This window comes from Nocardiopsis sp. iso_40 (genome assembly GCF_056173285.1).
On sequence record NZ_CM149666.1, the window covers coordinates 1,853,960 to 1,871,248 of the forward strand.

14 protein-coding genes are annotated in these 17,289 nt (G+C 73.8%); 8 read left to right on the plus strand and 6 right to left on the minus strand.

Features of this window, described 5'->3' with window-relative positions; genetic code table 11:
- The first annotated feature begins 14 nt into the window (after window positions 1-14).
- The 6 genes from AC0VYD_RS08225 to AC0VYD_RS08250 all read left to right on the plus strand — a co-directional run bounded on the left by AC0VYD_RS08225 (window position 15) and on the right by AC0VYD_RS08250 (window position 8,166).
- Window positions 15-1,823, plus strand: coding sequence for an acyclic terpene utilization AtuA family protein (locus AC0VYD_RS08225; protein WP_475479317.1), 1,809 nt, complete (start codon window positions 15-17; stop codon window positions 1,821-1,823).
- Window positions 1,820-3,418, plus strand: coding sequence for an acyl-CoA carboxylase subunit beta (locus tag AC0VYD_RS08230; protein ID WP_475479318.1), 1,599 nt, complete (start codon window positions 1,820-1,822; stop codon window positions 3,416-3,418). The genes AC0VYD_RS08225 and AC0VYD_RS08230 overlap by 4 nt, the downstream gene beginning before the upstream one ends.
- Before the next feature lie 13 nt (window positions 3,419-3,431).
- On the plus strand, window positions 3,432-5,582 hold the full coding sequence (locus tag AC0VYD_RS08235) for an ATP-binding protein (RefSeq protein WP_475479319.1): 2,151 nt from the start codon (window positions 3,432-3,434) through the stop codon (window positions 5,580-5,582).
- A gap of 8 nt (window positions 5,583-5,590) precedes the next feature.
- The gene (locus AC0VYD_RS08240; protein ID WP_475479320.1) at window positions 5,591-6,751 is read left to right on the plus strand and encodes an acyl-CoA dehydrogenase family protein; all 1,161 of its coding nucleotides are present in this window, start codon (window positions 5,591-5,593) and stop codon (window positions 6,749-6,751) included.
- A gap of 34 nt (window positions 6,752-6,785) precedes the next feature.
- Window positions 6,786-7,397, plus strand: coding sequence for a TetR/AcrR family transcriptional regulator (locus tag AC0VYD_RS08245; RefSeq protein ID WP_475479321.1), 612 nt, complete (start codon window positions 6,786-6,788; stop codon window positions 7,395-7,397).
- Between the two features lie 193 nt (window positions 7,398-7,590).
- The gene (locus tag AC0VYD_RS08250; RefSeq protein WP_475479322.1) at window positions 7,591-8,166 is read left to right on the plus strand and encodes a hypothetical protein; all 576 of its coding nucleotides are present in this window, start codon (window positions 7,591-7,593) and stop codon (window positions 8,164-8,166) included.
- Window positions 8,167-8,204: 38 nt separating this feature from the next.
- Here AC0VYD_RS08250 and AC0VYD_RS08255 read toward each other — a convergent pair whose 3' ends face one another.
- The 4 genes from AC0VYD_RS08255 to AC0VYD_RS08270 all read right to left on the minus strand — a co-directional run bounded on the left by AC0VYD_RS08255 (window position 8,205) and on the right by AC0VYD_RS08270 (window position 12,562).
- Entirely contained in the window at window positions 8,205-8,609 is a 405-nt protein-coding gene (locus AC0VYD_RS08255; protein ID WP_475479323.1) for a hypothetical protein, read from the minus strand.
- Between the two features lie 66 nt (window positions 8,610-8,675).
- Window positions 8,676-9,956 (minus strand): MFS transporter, encoded by a 1,281-nt coding sequence (locus AC0VYD_RS08260; protein WP_475479324.1) that lies wholly within the window; start codon window positions 9,954-9,956, stop codon window positions 8,676-8,678.
- Window positions 9,957-10,107: 151 nt separating this feature from the next.
- The gene (locus AC0VYD_RS08265; protein WP_475479325.1) at window positions 10,108-12,078 is read right to left on the minus strand and encodes an acyl-CoA dehydrogenase family protein; all 1,971 of its coding nucleotides are present in this window, start codon (window positions 12,076-12,078) and stop codon (window positions 10,108-10,110) included.
- 184 nt (window positions 12,079-12,262) lie between these two features.
- The gene (locus AC0VYD_RS08270; RefSeq protein ID WP_475479326.1) at window positions 12,263-12,562 is read right to left on the minus strand and encodes a helix-turn-helix domain-containing protein; all 300 of its coding nucleotides are present in this window, start codon (window positions 12,560-12,562) and stop codon (window positions 12,263-12,265) included.
- Window positions 12,563-12,657: 95 nt separating this feature from the next.
- Between AC0VYD_RS08270 and map the strand changes: the two genes are divergently transcribed.
- Both map and AC0VYD_RS08280 read left to right on the plus strand, forming a co-directional pair.
- A complete protein-coding gene (gene map, locus AC0VYD_RS08275; protein WP_475479327.1) occupies window positions 12,658-13,425 on the plus strand; it encodes a type I methionyl aminopeptidase in 768 nt (255 codons plus the stop codon).
- 92 nt (window positions 13,426-13,517) lie between these two features.
- Window positions 13,518-14,579 carry a potassium channel family protein gene (locus AC0VYD_RS08280; RefSeq protein ID WP_475479328.1) on the plus strand — a complete coding sequence of 354 codons (1,062 nt, stop codon included), beginning with the start codon at window positions 13,518-13,520 and terminating at the stop codon, window positions 14,577-14,579.
- Window positions 14,580-14,619: 40 nt separating this feature from the next.
- Here AC0VYD_RS08280 and AC0VYD_RS08285 read toward each other — a convergent pair whose 3' ends face one another.
- Both AC0VYD_RS08285 and AC0VYD_RS08290 read right to left on the minus strand, forming a co-directional pair.
- Window positions 14,620-15,549, minus strand: a complete 930-nt coding sequence (locus tag AC0VYD_RS08285; protein WP_475480220.1) for a S66 peptidase family protein — start codon at window positions 15,547-15,549, stop codon at window positions 14,620-14,622.
- A 196-nt stretch (window positions 15,550-15,745) separates the two neighbouring features.
- Complete coding sequence (locus AC0VYD_RS08290) at window positions 15,746-17,137, minus strand: M20/M25/M40 family metallo-hydrolase (protein WP_475479329.1); 1,392 nt, start codon at window positions 17,135-17,137, stop codon at window positions 15,746-15,748.
- Between the last annotated feature and the right edge of the window lie 152 nt (window positions 17,138-17,289).

Below are 17,289 nucleotides of genomic sequence, written 5' to 3' on the forward strand. Positions count from 1 at the left end.
TCACTCTCTTTGCCATGACCGCTACACCAGCCCCCGCCCTGTGGGTCGGGAACGCCTCCGGTTTCTACGGTGACCGCCTCGGAGCCGTCCACGAGATGCTCACCGAAGGCGCCGTGGACGTCCTCACCGGCGACTACCTGGCCGAACTCACCATGGCCATCCTCGGCCGCGACCAGCTGGCCGACCCCGGCCGGGGCTACGCCAGAACCTTCCTGCGACAGATGCGCGAGTGTCTGGCGATCATCATGGAACGCCGCGTCCGCGTGGTCACCAACGCCGGCGGCCTCAACCCCCGCGGCCTGGCCGACAAACTCACCGAGCTCGCCGACGGCCTCGGCTTCGAACCACGCATCGCCTGCGTCACCGGAGACGACCTGCTCGACCGCGCGGAGGAGCTCAACCTCGGCGGCCCCCTGACCGCCAACGCCTACCTGGGCGCCTTCGGCATCGCCCGCTGCCTGGACGCCGGGGCCGACATCGTCGTCACCGGCCGCGTCACCGACGCCTCCCTCGCGGTCGGCCCCGCCATCTCCCACTTCGGCTGGACCCGCGACGACCTCGACGCCCTCGCCGGGGCGACCGTCGCCGGACACGTCATCGAGTGCGGAACCCAGGCCACCGGCGGCAACTACGCGCTGGCGCACGAACTCGCCGGACGGAACCTGGACCACCCGGGCTTCCCGATCGCCGAGATCGCCGCGGACGGCTCCTCGGTCATCACCAAGCACGCCCGGACCCAGGGCGCGGTCACCGTCGGCACCGTCACCGCCCAGCTCGTCTACGAGGTCGCGGGCGCCCGCTACCCCGGCCCCGACGTCACCACCCGGCTGGACACCGTCCGGCTCACCCAGGAGGCCGACGACCGGGTGCGGATCAGCGGGGCGGTCGGCGAGGCACCGCCGCCGGACCTCAAGGTCGGCCTGACCGGGATCTCGGGCTTTCGCAACGACGTCGAGTTCCTCATCACCGGCTTGGACGCCCGGGCCAAGGCGGAACTGGCCGAACGCCAGATGCGCGCCGCCCTGGCCGACAGCCCGCCCGCGGAGCTGGGCTTCGAGTTCGTCCCGGCCCGCGACCCGCACGGCGACACCCAGGACGAGGCCACCGCCAGGCTGAGAGTGGTCGTCCGCGACCACGACCCCGCCGCCATCGGCCGCCGCTTCGGAGCCGCCGCCGTGGAGCTGGCCCTGGGCAGCTACGCCGGATTCCACCTCACCTCACCGCCGCGCGACGCCCGCCCCGACGGGGTCGCCGTCACCCACGCCCTCGTGCCCGCGGCCGCGGTAGGGCACACCGTGATCACTCCCGAGGGCGTCCGCGAGAACGTCGCCCACCCCGAGCACACCCGGGAGCTCACGGAGGTCCCCGAACCCCCGCTGCCCGAGCCGCCGCCCGCGGGCCCCACCCGGCTCGCCCCCCTGGGCCTGGTCCTGGGCGCGCGCAGCGGCGACAAGGGCGCCGACGCCAACGTGGGCGTGTGGGCGGCCTCGGACGAGGCCTGGCGATGGCTGGCACACACCCTCACCGTCGAGGCGCTGCGCGACATCCTCCCGGAGACCGCCGACCTCAAGGTCACCCGCCACCTGCTGCCCCGCCTGCGCGCCGCCAACTTCTGGATCGAGGGGATCCTCGCCCCCGGCACCGCCCGCCGGGAGGGCCAGGACCCCCAGGCCAAGGGGCTCGGCGAGTGGCTGCGGGCCCGCCGCGCCCCGATCCCCGAGTCCCTGCTGGCGGAGCGCCCCGCGCCGACCCGGGCGGCCGCGCCCCAGACCCCCTCCGACCCGGCCGAACCCCCGAACCCGCAGAGCGAGGAGTCACCGTGAGCGTCCTGACCTCCAGACTCGACACCCGAGGCCCGGCCTACGCCGAGGCCAGGGACACCATGCTCGCCAAACTGGCCGAGCTGGACACCGAGCACGCCAAGGCCCTCGCCGGGGGCGGGGAGCGCTACGTCGAACGGCACCGCTCCCGGGGCGGGCTGCTGGCCAGGGAGCGCATCGAGCTCCTGCTGGACGAGGGCAGCCCCTTCCTCGAACTCTCCCCCCTGGCCGCCTGGGGCAGCGACTTCCACGTGGGCGCGAGCGTCGTCACCGGCGTGGGGGTGGTCTCGGGCGTGGAGTGCGTGGTCGTCGCCAACGACCCCACCGTGCGCGGCGGGTCCAGCAACCCCTGGTCGCTGAAGAAGTCCCAGCGCGCCGGCGAGATCGCCGAACGCAACCGGATGCCGATGATCAGCCTGGTGGAGTCGGGCGGCGCCGACCTGCCCACCCAGAAGGAGATCTTCATCCCCGGCGGGGGCACCTTCCGCCACCTCACCCAGCTGTCGGCCGCCGGGATCCCCACCATCGCCCTGGTCTTCGGCAACTCCACCGCGGGCGGAGCCTACGTCCCCGGGATGAGCGACCACGTGGTGATGGTCCGGGGCCGCTCCAAGGTCTTCCTCGGCGGCCCGCCGCTGGTCAAGGCGGCCACAGGGGAGGAGAGCGACGACGAGTCCCTGGGCGGCGCACGGATGCACGCCGAGGTCTCCGGCCTCGCCGACCACCTCGCCGAGGACGAGCACGACGCCATCCGCATCGGCCGCCGCATCGTCGCCCGGCTCAACCACACCAAGGCCGGGCCGCCCCCGGCCGCCGCGGTCCGCGAACCCCTCCTGCCAGCCGAGGAGCTCCTCGGGATCATGCCGCCCGACCTCAAGGTCCCGGTGGACCCGCGCGAGGTCATCGCGCGCGTGGTGGACGGATCGGAGTTCGACGAGTTCAAGCCCTCCTACGGGCCCGGCCTGGTCACCGGCTGGGCCACCCTGCACGGGTACCCCGTCGGCGTCCTCGCCAACGACCACGGGGTGCTGTTCAGCGCCGAAGCGCAGAAGGCCGCCCAGTTCATCCAGCTCGCCAACCGCTCGCACACCCCGCTGGTCTTCCTGCACAACACCACCGGCTACATGGTCGGCGCCGAGTACGAGCAGGGCGGCATCATCAAACACGGCTCGATGATGATCAACGCCGTCTCCAACAGCACCGTTCCGCACCTGTCCGTGCTCATCGGCGCCTCCTACGGGGCCGGGCACTACGGCATGTGCGGCCGCGCCTACGACCCCCGGTTCCTCTTCTCCTGGCCCAGCGCCCGCTCCGCCGTCATGGGCCCCAAACAGCTCGCCGAGGTCATCTCGATCGTCTCGCGCGCCTCGGCCGCCAAGAAGGGCCAGCCCTACGACGACGACCAGGACGCCGCCATGCGCGAACTGGTCGAGAACCAGATCGAGGCCGAGTCCCTTCCGATGTTCCTGTCCGGCAGGGTCTACGACGACGGCGTCATCGACCCCCGCGACACCCGCACCGTCCTCGGGCTGTGCCTGTCCTTCGCCAGCAACGCACCCGTACGCGGCACCGACCGCTTCGGCGTCTTCCGAATGTGAGAAGGGGAGGACCATGACCCACACACCCCTCACCGCCCCCGCCGACCCCATCACCACACTGCTGGTCGCCAACCGCGGCGAGATCGCCCGCCGGATCATCCGCACCTGCCGGACCCTGGGCGTGGCCACCGTCGCCGTGCACGCGCCCGGCGAGGAGAACGCCGCGCACGTGCACGAGGCCGACACCGCCCTGTGCCTGACCGTCCCCGAGGGGCGCGGCCCCGTGGACGCCTACCTCGACCCGCACGCCCTCGTGGCCGCCGCGCGGGCGTCCGGCGCCGACGCCGTCCACCCCGGATACGGCTTCCTGTCGGAGAACGCCGCCTTCGCCCGCGCCGTCACCGACGCCGGACTGACCTGGGTGGGGCCCTCCGCCGAGGCGGTCGAGCAGATGGGGTCCAAGACCCTCGCCAAGAAGGTCGCCCGCGACGCCGGGGTGCCCGTCGCCGACGCCCTCGACCCCGCCGACGTCCGGGCCGAACACCTCCCCGTGCTGGTCAAGGCGGTGTCCGGGGGCGGCGGGCGCGGCATGCGCGTGGTCCGCGACCTCGCCGGGCTCGCCGCCGGGGCCGAGGCCGCCCGCGCCGAGGCCGCCTCCGCCTTCGGCGACCCCGCCGTGTTCTGCGAGCCCTACGTGGAACGCGGCCGCCACGTGGAGGTCCAGGTCCTCGCCGACCGGCACGGGAACGTCTGGGCGCTGGGAGAACGCGACTGCTCGGCGCAGCGCCGCCACCAGAAGGTGCTGGAGGAGGCACCCGCGCCGGGGCTGCCGGACCGGATCCGGCGGCGGCTGCACCGCGCCGCCCGCGACCTGGCCTCGGCCATCGGCTACACCGGTGCCGGGACCGCCGAGTTCCTCGTCCCCGTCACCGACGACGGCCTGGGCGAGCCCGTCTTCCTGGAGATGAACACCCGCCTCCAGGTCGAACACCCCGTCACCGAGTGCGTCACCGGCCTGGACCTGGTGGAGTGGCAGCTGCGCATCGCCGAGGGCGAGCCCCTGCCCGCCGACGGCCCGCCCGCGCCGCGCGGCCACGCCGTCGAGGCCCGCCTGTACGCCGAGGACCCGCGCGAGGACTGGCGGCCCCGGACCGGGCTGCTGCACACCTTCGACGTGCCCGCGGCCACCGCCAGCTTCACCCCCCTGACCGGGCCCGGGGTGCGCCTGGACCACGGTGTGCGCACGGGCGACACCGTCGGAACCGACTTCGACCCCATGCTCGCCAAGGTCATCGCCTACGGCCGTGACCGCCGCGACGCCCTGCGGCGCCTGTCCGCGGCCCTGGCCGGAGCCCGGCTGCACGGCGTGGGCACCAACCGCGACCTGCTCGTACGGGCCCTGCGCCACCCCGACTTCGCCCGGGCGCACCACCGTCCCGAAGGGCTGCACACCGGCTTCCTGACCGGCGACCGCCTCACCGAACTGGCCCGGCCCCTCGCCGACGGCGACACCGAACGGCTGGCGGCGCTCGCCGCCTCCCTGGCCTCGTTCGAGGCCTCCCGGAGCGGCGGCACCCTCCCGGCCGGGATCCCCGCGGGCTGGCGCAACCTGCCCTCGGCCCCCCACCTGCGGCGCCACACCACCCCCGACGGGCGCGAGATCACCACCGCCTTCCGGTCGGTGCGCGGCGCACACCTGCCCGAGCAGGAGGGCGTACGGGTGCTGTCCGCCGCCCCCGACCGGGCGGTCCTGGAGGTGGACGGGCTGCGCCGGGCCTTCGACGTGTACCGGACCGGGCCGGACCGCCGGGGACCGCAGGGGGCCGAGGGGCCGGAGGTGTTCGTCGAGTCCGCACTCGGACCGGTCGCCCTGAGGGTGCTCGACCCGCTCCCCGAACCCGAGGCGACCGTCGACCCGGGTGCGCTGCCCGCGCCCATGCCGGGCACGGTCACCGCGGTGGACGTCGCCGCGGGGGAGGAGGTCCGGGAGGGGCAGACCCTGCTGCGGATGGAAGCCATGAAGATGGAGCACCGCATCACCGCCCCCGCCGCCGGGACCGTCCGGGAACTCCCGGTCGCCGCGGGGGAGCGGGTCCCCGCCGGGGCTCCCCTGGCCGTACTCGACTACACCGACCCCGACCCCGAACCCGACAGCGGCCCCGCCCCCGCCTCCGACGGCCACCACGCGGAGGCCGCCCCCCACGACGAAGGGCTCGAACAGTGACCGGTGCCATGACCTTCAACGAACCCCCCGAGCGCGTGGAGCTGCGGGCCGCGGCGGCGGACCTCGCCGCCAAGTACGGCTCGGAGTACTACAGGGCCAGGGCCAGGGAGGACGCCTACCTCACCGAACTGTGGCGCGAGGCGGGCGGGCTCGGCTACCTGGGCGTCAACATCCCCGAGGAGTACGGCGGCGGTGGCGGCGGCATCGCGGACCTGGCCGCCGTCCTGGAGGAGCTCAGCGCCGCCGGGTGCCCCACCCTGATGATGGTGGTCTCACCGGCCATCTGCGGCACCGTCCTGGCCCGCTTCGGCACCCCCGAGCAGCGCCGGCGCTGGCTGCCCGGCCTGGCCACCGGCGAGTCCGTCATGGCCTTCGCCATCACCGAGCCCGACGCCGGCTCCAACGCCCACCGCATCACCACCACCGCCCGCCGGGACGGCGGCGGCTGGGTGCTCAACGGCTGCAAGACCTTCATCTCCGGGGTGGACGTCGCCGACGCCGTCCTCGTGGTCGGCCGCGTCGAGGACGAGGACACCGGGCGCCTGTCCGCCGCCCTGTTCGCGGTCCCCACCGACACCCCCGGGTTCGAGGCCCGCCGGATCGAGATGGACATCGTCAGCCCGGACCACCAGTTCCAGCTGTTCATGGACGACGTCCGCCTGCCCGGCGACGCCCTGGTCGGCGACCCCGACGCCGGCCTCCTCCAGCTCTTCGCCGGACTCAACCCCGAACGCATCATGGCCGCGTCCCTGGCCACCGGCAGCGCCCGGCACGCCCTGGACAAGGCGGTCGCCTACGCCAGGGAGCGCACGGTGTGGCGGGACCGGCCCATCGGTACCCACCAGGGGCTGGCACACCCGTTGGCCCAGGTGAAGATCGAGATGGAGCAGGCCCGCCTGATGACCCAGTACGCCGCGCTCCGCTACGATTCCGGCGACGACGCGGGTGCGGGCGAGGCGGCCAACATGGCCAAGTACGCCGCCGCGGAGGCGTGTGTACGGTCGGTCGACCAGGCTGTGCAGACCCTCGGCGGCAACGGCCTGGCCAGCGAGTACGGACTGGGGGCGGCGATCGCCGCCTCCCGCCTGGCCCGGATCGCCCCGGTGAGCCGGGAGATGGTCCTCAACTACGTGGCACAGCAGTCCCTCGGCCTGCCCAAGTCGTACTGACCACGGGCAGACCACAGCGGAGAAGAGGCGCGCAGTGGAGACGGCATCCGACCGGGAGCCGAGGCAGGAGCGCAGCCGGGCCACCCGGGCCCGGCTGCTGGACGCGGCGGTGGGGTGTCTGTCCGAACGCGGGGCGGCGGGGGCCACGGTGGGCGCGGTCGCCGAGCGCGCCGGGGTGTCCCGGGGCGCCGCGCAACACCACTTCCCGACCCGTGAGGACCTGCTGCTGGCGGCGCTGCGGCACATGGTGGACAACCGCGGCGCCGACCTGCGCCGCCGGGCCGAGGCGGTCCCCGAGGGGCCCGACCGCACCGAGGCCGTGGTGCAGATGGTGGTGGACGCCTTCAGCGGGACCGGCTTCAACGCCGCGCTCCAGTTGTGGGCCGGGGCCGCGAGCGACCCGGTCCTGCGCGAGAGGGTCATCCCGCTGGAGGAACAGGTGGGCCGCCAGGTGCACCGGGCGGTGGTGGAGCTGCTGGGCGCCGACGAGTCGGTCCCCGGCACCCGCGAGGCCGTTCAGGCCACCCTCGACCTCGCCCGGGGGCTGGGCCTGGCCAACCTCCTCACCGACGACCGGGCCCGCAGGCGCCGTATCGTCCGCCAGTGGGCCCGGATGCTCGACCAGGCGCTGGGAGCCGTCGGCTGAACCACCGCCCCCGGGCGCGCGGGCCGGTCCGTCCGCGGCTGCGGGGGCGCCGGGCCCCGGACCGCCTACCGCATTCGCGCGGCGGGCGCTTATGATCGAAAAGGTTGGGCAAAGTCCCGACCGCAGCGGTCGTTCCACAACAGTTTTCGTGCGACAGGCCTTCGGGCCGGTCGAGAGGGTCGGACAAGGCGGTGTGTCGGTGAGTGCGGATTCGGGCAGGGACATCCCCGGCCTGGCCCAACGGGCGTTGGACGCGTTCGCGGAGAGCTCCGAGCGGGGCAGGGACCGCGACGCCCTCATGGACACCGCCTTCGCGCGGCTCTTCGACCTCTACCGGGCGACCACGCGGGCCGAGCGGAGCTCCCCCGCGGGGCGGAACTTCAACGCGACCCTCGCCGGACTGCTGGTGAGCGGCAACAACCCCGACCGGCTCAGCCTGTACGTGGTGCGCAGCCAGACCGCGGCCGAGAACGGTCGGCACGAGGGCTACCGCCCCGCCTGCTGGCGGCGCTCCATGCTCCAGCTCCTCGGCGACGAGTTCGTCCCCCTGCGGGACTTCCTGCGCCCGGTGGACCTGGACGCCATCCCGCGCATCGACGACGCCCTGGAGGCCGTGGCCGGGGACGCCAGCCCGGCCACCGTCGAGGCGGTGCCCGCCTGGGTGCCCGAAACGCACTGGTGGTGGTGGGAACCGGCCCGCCAGCGCGGCGAGGAGGCCCCCGGCCACACCCGTACCGACAGCGGAACCCTGGACCCGGTCACCGACTGACCGGGTGCCCCGGTTGCAGGGCCGTGCGGCCGGGGGCTTCACACGGGGGGCTCGCGCAGGGAGTCGAAACCGCCCCGGCTCGGGACCAGGTGGGTCTCCCCGGGCCTGGCGGTCCCGACGGTCTCCTCCAGGTGGAGCATGAGCAGCGCGTAGGCCTCCTCCAGGCCCCCGCGCCGCCGGGTACCGAACGCCTCCACCGCCCCCTCGGCCAGCTCCCGCAGCCGGGCGGCCAGGGTGGCCGGATCCAGGTGCAGGGTCATCGGCTGCTCCAGTTCCCGCCCCATGAAACAGCTGATCCGGATGGCGTGCTCGCCCGGCAGGACCTCCGCCCGGCTGGTGGCCCGGTAGGTGACCGGAGGACCGGCGCCCCCCGGGTAGACGGTCACCTCCGTGCCCTCGGTCAGCTCGCCGACCAGCCGGTCCCACCACTCCCGAGCATCCATGCCGCCATGTTCGCCCCGGTCGGGCGCGGGACGCCGCAGGCCACACGGGCGAGCACGGATCCGGCTTCAGGCCACGCCCCTGATCCGCCAGACCACCGCCGCGCCGAGCAGCGAGATCACCCCGCAGGCCGTGTACAGCACCGGGTAGCCGCCCAGGTGGACCACGATGGGCCCGGCCAGGGCGGGGGCGATCACCTGCGGGCCCGAACTGGCGATGTTGACGATCCCCAGGTCCTTGGCGCGTCCCTCGGCGGTCGGCAGCACCTCGGTGACCAGGGCGTTGTCCACGGACAGGAAGACACCGAACCCCACACCCAGCACCACCGCGCAGACCAGCACCGACGTCCAGGTGGGGGAGAGGGCCACCATGAACGCGGGCAGGCCTATCACCACCCCGGCGAAGGAGACCATGCCGCGCCGTTTCCCGAGCCGGTCCGAGACCGCGCCCGCCACCACGGTGGTGGCCACGACCGCCGCCGTGTACACCAGGATCAGGGTGAGCAGCCCGTCCGTGGCGGAGGAACCGGGGAAGAGGTCCTCGTAGCCCACCTCGTCGCGCAGGAAGTACAGCAGGTACAGGATGAACATCGCGTTCCCGGTACCGATGAGGAACCGGGTGAGGAAGGCCCAGGCGAAGTCCGGATGGCGGCGGGGCGAGACCCACAGCCCCCGGGCGAAGTCGCGCCAGGGCGGCCGGGCCCCGCGGGGCAGCGGCGGGTCGGGGGAGAGCAGGGCGAAGGGCAGCACACAGGCGACGGTGAGGACGCCGATCAGGGTGTAGCCCGGTGCGGTCTCGGTGACGACGACGGTGACCAGTACGACCGCCGCCACCACCCCGGCCGACTGCGGGATGCCGACCCAGCCCGAGACCGCCCCGCGCTGGCTCCGCGGCACGTGGTCGGGGACGGCGGCGAGCAGGGTCGCGTTCAGGCAGGACAGCGAGGTCTGCACGAACGACCAGCCGAGCAGGATCCCGGCGACGCTCTCCTGGGCGCCGAGGACCACCAGCCCGGCACCGCCGAGCACCGCCCCGGCCAGGACCCAGGGCCTGCGGCGCCCCAGCGGTCCGGTGGTGCGGTCCGAGAGCGCACCGGCCAGCGGGGTGGCGACCATGGCCATGGCCGCGCCGATCCCGGTGACCCAGGCCAGCACCGTCTCCTTGTCGGCGGGGGAGGCCCGGCCGACCTGTTCGGGGAGCAGTACCTGGAGGGGACCGAAGAAGGCCATCCACATACCGAGGTTGGCCAGGCTGATCCCGGCCACCCACAGGGCGCGGACGTTGCGGGTGGGTTCGGCCAGGGCCGGGGGGAGGGGGGCCGGGGGCGGTGGCGCCGGGGGTGTGCGCACGGGGTGACCTACCTAACATGAAGGTCACTCATGTTAGGCGGAGCCCCGCTTCCGGGGGAAGAGGGGGGAACGGGTGCGTGCCCGGCCCGGCCGGGGCCCGTGGCGGGCCCCGGCCGGGCCGGGGGCGGTCACCCGGAGCGTGTCCGCCGGGTTACTCCCCCTGGCGCCGCCGCTCGGCCCCCAGGGCGATGGGCGCGGCTAGCCACTCGTCGCGCAGGCCGAAGGCGTCGACCAGCTGGACCGCGTACGGGCGCAGCCCCTGACAGAGGTCGTTCACGGCCTGGGTGACCGCCTTGGCCCGGGCGGTGGAGAGCCGCTCGTGCTCCAGGAACCAGGCCCGGTCATCCTCGATCACCGACAGCACGTACAGGTCGCACAGGCGGTTGAGCAGTTTGGCCGTCGGTTTGTCGCCGCAGCGGTCGATGCCCGCGACGAAGGCCTCCAGCACCACTCGGTCCATGTGCGCGCGGCCCGCCGAGAGCACGTGGTCCTGGGCCTGGTTGAACACGTCGAAGGCGTCGCTGCCATCCTTCCTGGAGCGGCGAAGACGCCCCGCCAGGCCCTCGATGATGTGCTTCTCACGGTCCTCCAGCAGCTCCAGCTGCCAGCCGCGGTTGTACAGGTTTGCCTCCTCGCCCCTGCCGGGGGAGGCGTCGATCAGCCGGTCGATGAGCGGGATCGCGGCGGTGCGCTCGATGACGGTCTCGAACACCTTGCCCGCCATGAACTTGGCCAGGCCCAGTTGGTCCAGGTCACCGAAGGAGTCCTTGAAGTTGGTGAGCAGACCCTTGGTGAGCTGCTGCAACAGGACGGTGTTGTCACCCTCGAACGTGGTGAAGATGTCCGAGTCGGCCTTGAGCTGCGGGATCCGGTTCTCCGAGAGGTAGCCCGCGCCGCCGCAGGCCTCGCGGCAGGTCTGGATGGTCTCGGTGGCGTGCCAGGTCGCGACCGCCTTGAGCCCGGCGGCGCGCGACTCCAGTTCGCGCTGGGCGTGCTCGTCGCGCTCCTCGGAGCGGGACAGCTCGTGCAGGCGGGTGACCAGCTCCTCCTGGGCGAAGTGCAGCCCGTAGGTGCGGGCCAGCGCGGGCAGGAGCTTGCGCTGGTGGGCGAGGTAGTCCAGGATCCGCACCTCCTGCTCGGGCTGGGAGTCGGTGGCCGGACGGGTGAACTGGCGGCGGGTGTCGGCGTAGCGGACCGCGATGGCCAGTGCGGCCTTGGTGGCGCTGCCCGCACCTCCGGCCACGCTGATACGGCCGCGGATGAGGGTGCCCAGCATGGTGAAGAAGCGCCGGTTGGGGTTCTCGACGGGACTGGAGTAGGTCCCGTCCGCGGCCACGTCGCCGTACCGGTTGAGCAGGTCGGTGCGGGGCACCCGCACGCCGTCGAACCACAGGCGGCCGTTGTCGACCCCGTTGAGCCCGGCCTTGGGGCCGCAGTCCTCGATGGTCACCCCGGGCATCGGCCTGCCCTCTCCGTCCCGGATGGGCACCATCAGCGCGTGCACGCCGTGCTCGACGAGTCCGCCGTCGCCGTCGGGCGTGCGCAGTTGGGCGAAGACCACCGCCATGCGGCCGTCGCGGGCGGCGTTGCCGATGTAGTCCTTGCGCGCGTGCTCGTCGGGGGTACGGACCACGAACTCCTCGGTGTCCGGGTCGTAGGTGGCGGTGGTGCCCAGGCTCTGCACGTCCGACCCGTGGCCGGTCTCGGTCATCGCGAAGCAGCCGGGCAGTTCCACGCTCATGATGTCCGGGAGGTACCGCTGGTGGTGCTCGTCGGTGCCCAGGGCCTTGACGGCGCCGCCGAACAGCCCGAACTGCACACCCATCTTGACCATGAGCGACATGTCCGCGACGAGCATCTCGAAGGCCACCACCGAGGCGCCGACGTCGTCCGCGCCGCCCACCGACTCGGGAAAGCCGTACGAGGGCATGCCGGTCCCGTTCAGCGCCATGAGCTGCTTGAGGGTGCGGGCGCGGTGCTCCTCCACGGACAGCCCGTAGACCGGGGCGAACTCCTCGCCCCGGATGACGTCGCGGGCGCGTTCGCGCACGTTGGCCCATCGGCCGTCGAGCAGTCCGCGTAGTTCGGCCTCGTCCAGCTTCAGCGGTGCCTGTTCACTCATGATGTTCCCCCTGTGGTCGGCGTTGACGCGACCTTCACGTGGTTACCACCGCACGCGGGCGGGCGGCTGTGAACACGCCCGGGCCGCGGGTGTGAGTCCCAACCTAGGCGTTGCCCGGGTGTCGGTCCTCGGAGCGGTTCCCGGGTGCCGGGCGGTGGCGTGTTCTCCGGCACCCGGCCCGTGCTCAGACAGCGATGCCGTGCGGGTGCAGGGGGGCGGGTCCGACGGCGGCGGGTTCGGTCGCGGAGCCGACCCGGTCCAGGAGGGTGTCCAGGGACAGGCCCAGGGTGGCGGCGACGGCCGCGACGGTGAAGAAGGCCGGGGTGGGGATGCGGCCGCCCTCGATCTTGCGCAGGGTCTCCACGGAGATACCGGAGCAGCGGGCGACGTCCACCATCGTGCGGTCGGCTCGGGCCTGGCGCAGGAGCGCGCCGAGGGCACGGCCGCGTTCGATCTGCTCTTCGGTCAGCGGTTCACGAACCATGCGGCGAGTGTATCCCGCACCGCCAAAGAGCGTATAGTAATACCGGTATAGCTATTGAAACGGGAAGCTGAACGCAGCTCCGGAAAGGAACCTCAGTGGTCGAGATCAAGACCCCCGCCGAGATCGCCCTCATGCGTGAGGCGGGCCGCGTCGTCGCACACGCGCTCGCCGCGGCCCGCGAGGCCGCCGAACCCGGTCGGACCACCGCCGAGCTGGACCGCGTCGCGGCCGGGACCATCGCCGAGGCGGGCGCCGAACCCCTCTTCCTCGGCTACCATCCCGCCTGGGCGCCGATGCCCTTCCCCGGCGTGACCTGCATCAGCGTCAACGACGAGATCGTGCACGGGGTCCCGGGGGAACGGGTCCTGGCCGACGGCGACCTGGTCAGCGTCGACTGCGGCGCACGACTGCGCGGCTGGTCCGGCGACGCCGCTATCAGCTTCGTGGTGGGCGCGGCCGACCCGGCCGACCTCGCCCTGATCGCCGACACCGAGGCCGCGCTGGCCCGAGGCGTGGAGGCCGCCCGCCCGGAGAACCGTGTGGGTGACATCGGGCACGCCATCGCCACCGGGGCCCGCGCCGCCGGGTACGGGCTCACCGCCGACCACTGCGGGCACGGCATCGGCCGCACCATGCACGAGGCCCCCGACGTGCCCAACGACGGCCGCCCCGGAAGAGGGTTCAAGCTCCGCCCCGGTCTGGTCATCGCCATCGAACCCCAGCTCGTGCGCGGCGGCTCCGACGGCTACGCCCACGGCGACGACGGGTGGACGGTCCTCAGCGACGACGGCACCAGGGCCGCCCACTGCGAGCACACGGTCGCCGTCACCGAGGACGGTCCGGTGGCGCTCACCCTGCCCTAGCGAACCGCGCCCGGCGTTCGCTCCGACCCCGCCGGCACCCGCCGCTGCCGTCCGCATGCTTCCCGGGGCCCGGGACGGGTAGCAGGGCGGGTATGGCCGTCATCTCGATCGTCGGAATCATCCTGGCCGTGCTGGTCGCCTGCGACGCCGCGGTCACCGTGCTGCACCCGGACGCCGAAGGGGTGGCCGCCGTGCTCGTCCGCCGGGCGGTGTGGCACCCCACCGCGTGGCTGAGCACGCGCCTCCCCGGCCCGGGCCAGCACCTCCTCGGCCTCGCCGGACCGTTGATCCTGGTCACGACCTTCCTGGTCTGGCTGACCTCGCTGGCGCTCGCCCTCGCGCTGGCCGTGTGGCCGATGCTGCCGGAGGAGTTCCAGGTCGGGGCCGACCTCGGCCCGCTCACCTTCCTCGACGCCCTCTACTTCGCGGCGGGCACGATCACGGTGCTCGGCTACGGGGAGCTCACCCCGCTCTCCACTCTCGGCCAGCTGGTCTCGGTGACGGGGGCGGCCGTCGGCTTCACCCTGTTCACCGGCATGGCCACCTACGCCATCGAGGTCGTCAGCGGGGTCGCCGCCCGCAACCGGTTCTCCCTCGCCGTTTACGACGACGTCCGCGACCGGGACGGGGTCACCGTCCTCGTCGCCTCGCTGGCCGAGGACGGAGTGTCCGAGACGCGCGCGCAGTGCCGGCGCTGGGCCGAACACGTGCGCGAGGTCGAGGAGATGGTGCACCGCTACCCGCTGGTGGCCTTCACCTACCGCTCGAGGAGGGAGGAGTACGACCCCGAGACCGCACTGCGCCACCTGGGGGAGAGCACGGTGGCCGCGCTGCTCGCGGGCCGACGCGACCCGGCGCTCCTGTCGGCGGCTCGGACGCTGGACTCCGCACTGGCCCGCCTGCAGGGGACCGTCGCCGGAACCTACCTGGGCAGGAACGTGGCGCGGCGGTTGGCGGACCCGCGGCCCACCGACGAGGACCGGCAGGCCGTGCGACGGGTGGAGCACATGCTGTCCGAACGCCTCGGCGAAGGCGACCAGCACCGGGAGCGCTCCGAGGCCGAACGGGCGGTGTGCCGCTGCCGTGTCTTCCTCGAAAACCTGCACCGCTGGTCGCACACCCGCCCCCCGGCCCACCGGTGGGACACCGGGTGAGCCTGCGGTGAGGCGACCGCGGTCCCGGTCCCGCCCGCCGTCACTCCAGTCCGGGGACGGCCAGCGTGAGAGTGCCCTCCCCGGTGTCCAGCGCGGCCGGTACCCCCAGCGGGAGGGTGAGCTGCGCGGCGCAGTGGCCGAAGTCCAGGCCCGCCAGTACCGGCACCCCGAGGGGGGCGAGACGGTCCCGCATCAGGTCGGACACGGCCTCCGGGCCAGGGGGACAGTCGGTCCACGTGCCGAGGGCGATGCCGGCCACGCCGTCCATCCACCCGGTGCGCAGCAGGTGGGTCAGCATCCGGTCGATGCGGGCCGCGTCCTCGTTGACGTCCTCCAGGACCAGGATGCCGCCCGCCGCTGAGAGCCGGCTGTGCGGTGTGGCGAGCCCGTCGTTGAGCAGGCTCAGGTTCCCGCCGAAGGTCACCCCCTCGGCCCGGCCCGGCACCAGGGCGTGCGCCCCCGGTGAGGTGAGCACGGTGCGCCGTTCGGGCGTGAAGAGGGTGGTGTGCAGTTCGTACTGGGCCGCCGCGTCGCCCACGAAGTAGCGGGTCCCCACCACCGGCCCGTGCACGGTCGCCGTGCCGAGCTCGACCGCGAACGCCTCGTGCAGGGCGGTGATGTCGCTGAACCCGACCAGGGCCCTGGGGGCGGCCCGGCGCATCGCGTCGAAGTCCAGCAGGTCCAGCATCCGGTGCGCCCCGTCGCCGCCGCGCGCGCAGAACACCGCGCGTACGTCCGGGTCGCACCAGGCCTCCTGGAGGTCCGCGGCCCGGTCCCGGTCGGCCCCGGCGAGGTAGGGCAGGAGCGGGTGGCGGTCACGCACGTGCGGGGCCAGCTCGACCTCCAGACCCCAGCCCCGCAGGACCTCCGCCGCCGCGTCCAGCTGCGGCGCCGGAACCGGGCTGCACGGGGCCACCAGACGCACCCGGTCGCCCTCCCGCAGCCTCGGCGGGCGGGTCAGCGCCCGCACCGTCCGCGGGCTCGGGTCCCCTCCGACGCCCGGTCGGCGGCCCCCGGCCGGTTCCTGCGCACCGCCTTGGCCGTCAAGCGCCTCGGCCACCGACTCACCCACGTTGGTCCCCCATACCTGTCGTCCTGTCCTTCACCCGCCCCGCCGCGACGCACCGTGTGCGCGGCGCCGCGGCGGGGCCCCGGTTGCGCGGGCCTCAGCCGCGCAGGAAGCTGTCCAGCACCCTTACCCCGAACCGCAGCCCTTCCAGCGGCACCCGTTCGTCCACCCCGTGCAGCAGGCTCGGGTAGTCGATGCCCGCGGGCATCCGCATGGGGGAGAAGCCGTAGCAGTCGATCCCCAGCCGGGAGAACACCTTGGCGTCCGTACCGCCGCCCAGGCACACCGGGACCACCAGGCCCCCGGGGTCGTGGGCGAGGATCGCCGAGCGCAGCGCTTCGAAGGCGGCCGAGTCCACCGGTGCGGCCACCGGCGGCGAACCGTGCGCGTACTCCCATTCCACGTGGTCGCCGGTCAGCGCGTCCATGGTCTCGGTGAACTGGTCCTGGCCGCCGGGCAGGACACGGCCGTCCACCCCGGCCGTCGCCTCGCCCGGTACCACGTTCACCTTGTAGCCGGCGGAGAGCATCGTGGGCGCGGCGCTGTTGCGCACCGTGGGGCCGACCAGCGGGGCGGCGGTACCGAACCGGGCCACCAGGGCGTCCACGGCCTCGTTGGTGTCGGTGTCGCCGGGGGCGCGTTCGATCCCCAGGGACCGGGCGATGGAGTCGATGGCGGCGCGGGTGACCGGGGTCAGGTGCAGCGGCCAGCGGTGCCCGTCGATCCGGGCCACTGCGGCGGCCAGAGCGCCGACCGCGTTGTCGCGGGGAGGCCGGGAGCCGTGCCCGGCGGTTCCCTGCGAGCGCAGGGTCAGCCAGGCGCTGCCGCGCTCGGCCGACCCGATCGGGTACAGGCGGACGGGGGAGCCGGAGGAGTCCCGGGCGTGCACGGTGTGGCCGCCGCCCTCGCCGATGGCCACGGTGCAGCCCTCGAACAGGTCGGGGTGGCCGCGCACGAGGTAGTCGGCCCCGTAGGCGGCGCTGTCCTCCTCGTCGGCGACGAACGCCAGCACGATGTCGCGCCGGGGGCGCAGACCCAGTTCGGACCAGTACCGGACCACGGCGGTGACCATGCCGACGGTGTTCTTCATGTCGACGGCGCCGCGTCCCCACAGTGAGGGCACCCCGGTGACCGGGCAGTCGGCCACCTCCCCGCCGAAGGGCGGGAAGGTCCAGTCGTGGGCGTCGGCGGGCACCACGTCCAGGTGGCCGTGGACCAGGAGGGCGTCGGCGTCCGGGTCCGTGCCCGGGATACGCACGACCACGTTGGCCCGTCGGTCGGCGGACTCCAGAACCACGGGGGACAGGCCCGTGGAGCCGAGCGCCTCGGCGATGAACTCGGCGGCGGCGCGCTCGTCCCCCTCGCCTCTGCCGTGGTTGGTGGAGTCCCGCCGGATCAGCTCGCGGGTGAGGTGGACGGCGTCCTCGCCGGCTTCGACCAGGGCGTCCTCACGGACGCTGTCGGGCAGGGAGGTGTTGGTGTGGCCCACGGGCTCGGCCTCGCTCTCAGCAGGGTTTGTACAGCACGTTCGGGGTTTTCGGTCACTTCGGACACACGGGCGTCCCGTGCGGTTCGGTGCTGGTACCCGCCATTGTTCTACCGGTTCGCGCGGGGCGGCGCCCGCACGTTCGGCCGGAACCG

What these genes read in the sequence shown, in the direction of transcription:
- AC0VYD_RS08225 (WP_475479317.1), top strand. Translation starts at nt 15, where the DNA reads ATGACCGCTACACCAGCCCCCGCCCTGTGGGTCGGGAACGCCTCCGGT.
- AC0VYD_RS08235 (WP_475479319.1), top strand. Translation starts at nt 3,432, where the DNA reads ATGACCCACACACCCCTCACCGCCCCCGCCGACCCCATCACCACACTG.
- AC0VYD_RS08240 (WP_475479320.1), top strand. Translation starts at nt 5,591, where the DNA reads ATGACCTTCAACGAACCCCCCGAGCGCGTGGAGCTGCGGGCCGCGGCG.
- AC0VYD_RS08255 (WP_475479323.1), bottom strand. Translation starts at nt 8,609, where the DNA reads ATGGATGCTCGGGAGTGGTGGGACCGGCTGGTCGGCGAGCTGACCGAG.
- AC0VYD_RS08265 (WP_475479325.1), bottom strand. Translation starts at nt 12,078, where the DNA reads ATGAGTGAACAGGCACCGCTGAAGCTGGACGAGGCCGAACTACGCGGA.
- AC0VYD_RS08270 (WP_475479326.1), bottom strand. Translation starts at nt 12,562, where the DNA reads ATGGTTCGTGAACCGCTGACCGAAGAGCAGATCGAACGCGGCCGTGCC.
- AC0VYD_RS08280 (WP_475479328.1), top strand. Translation starts at nt 13,518, where the DNA reads ATGGCCGTCATCTCGATCGTCGGAATCATCCTGGCCGTGCTGGTCGCC.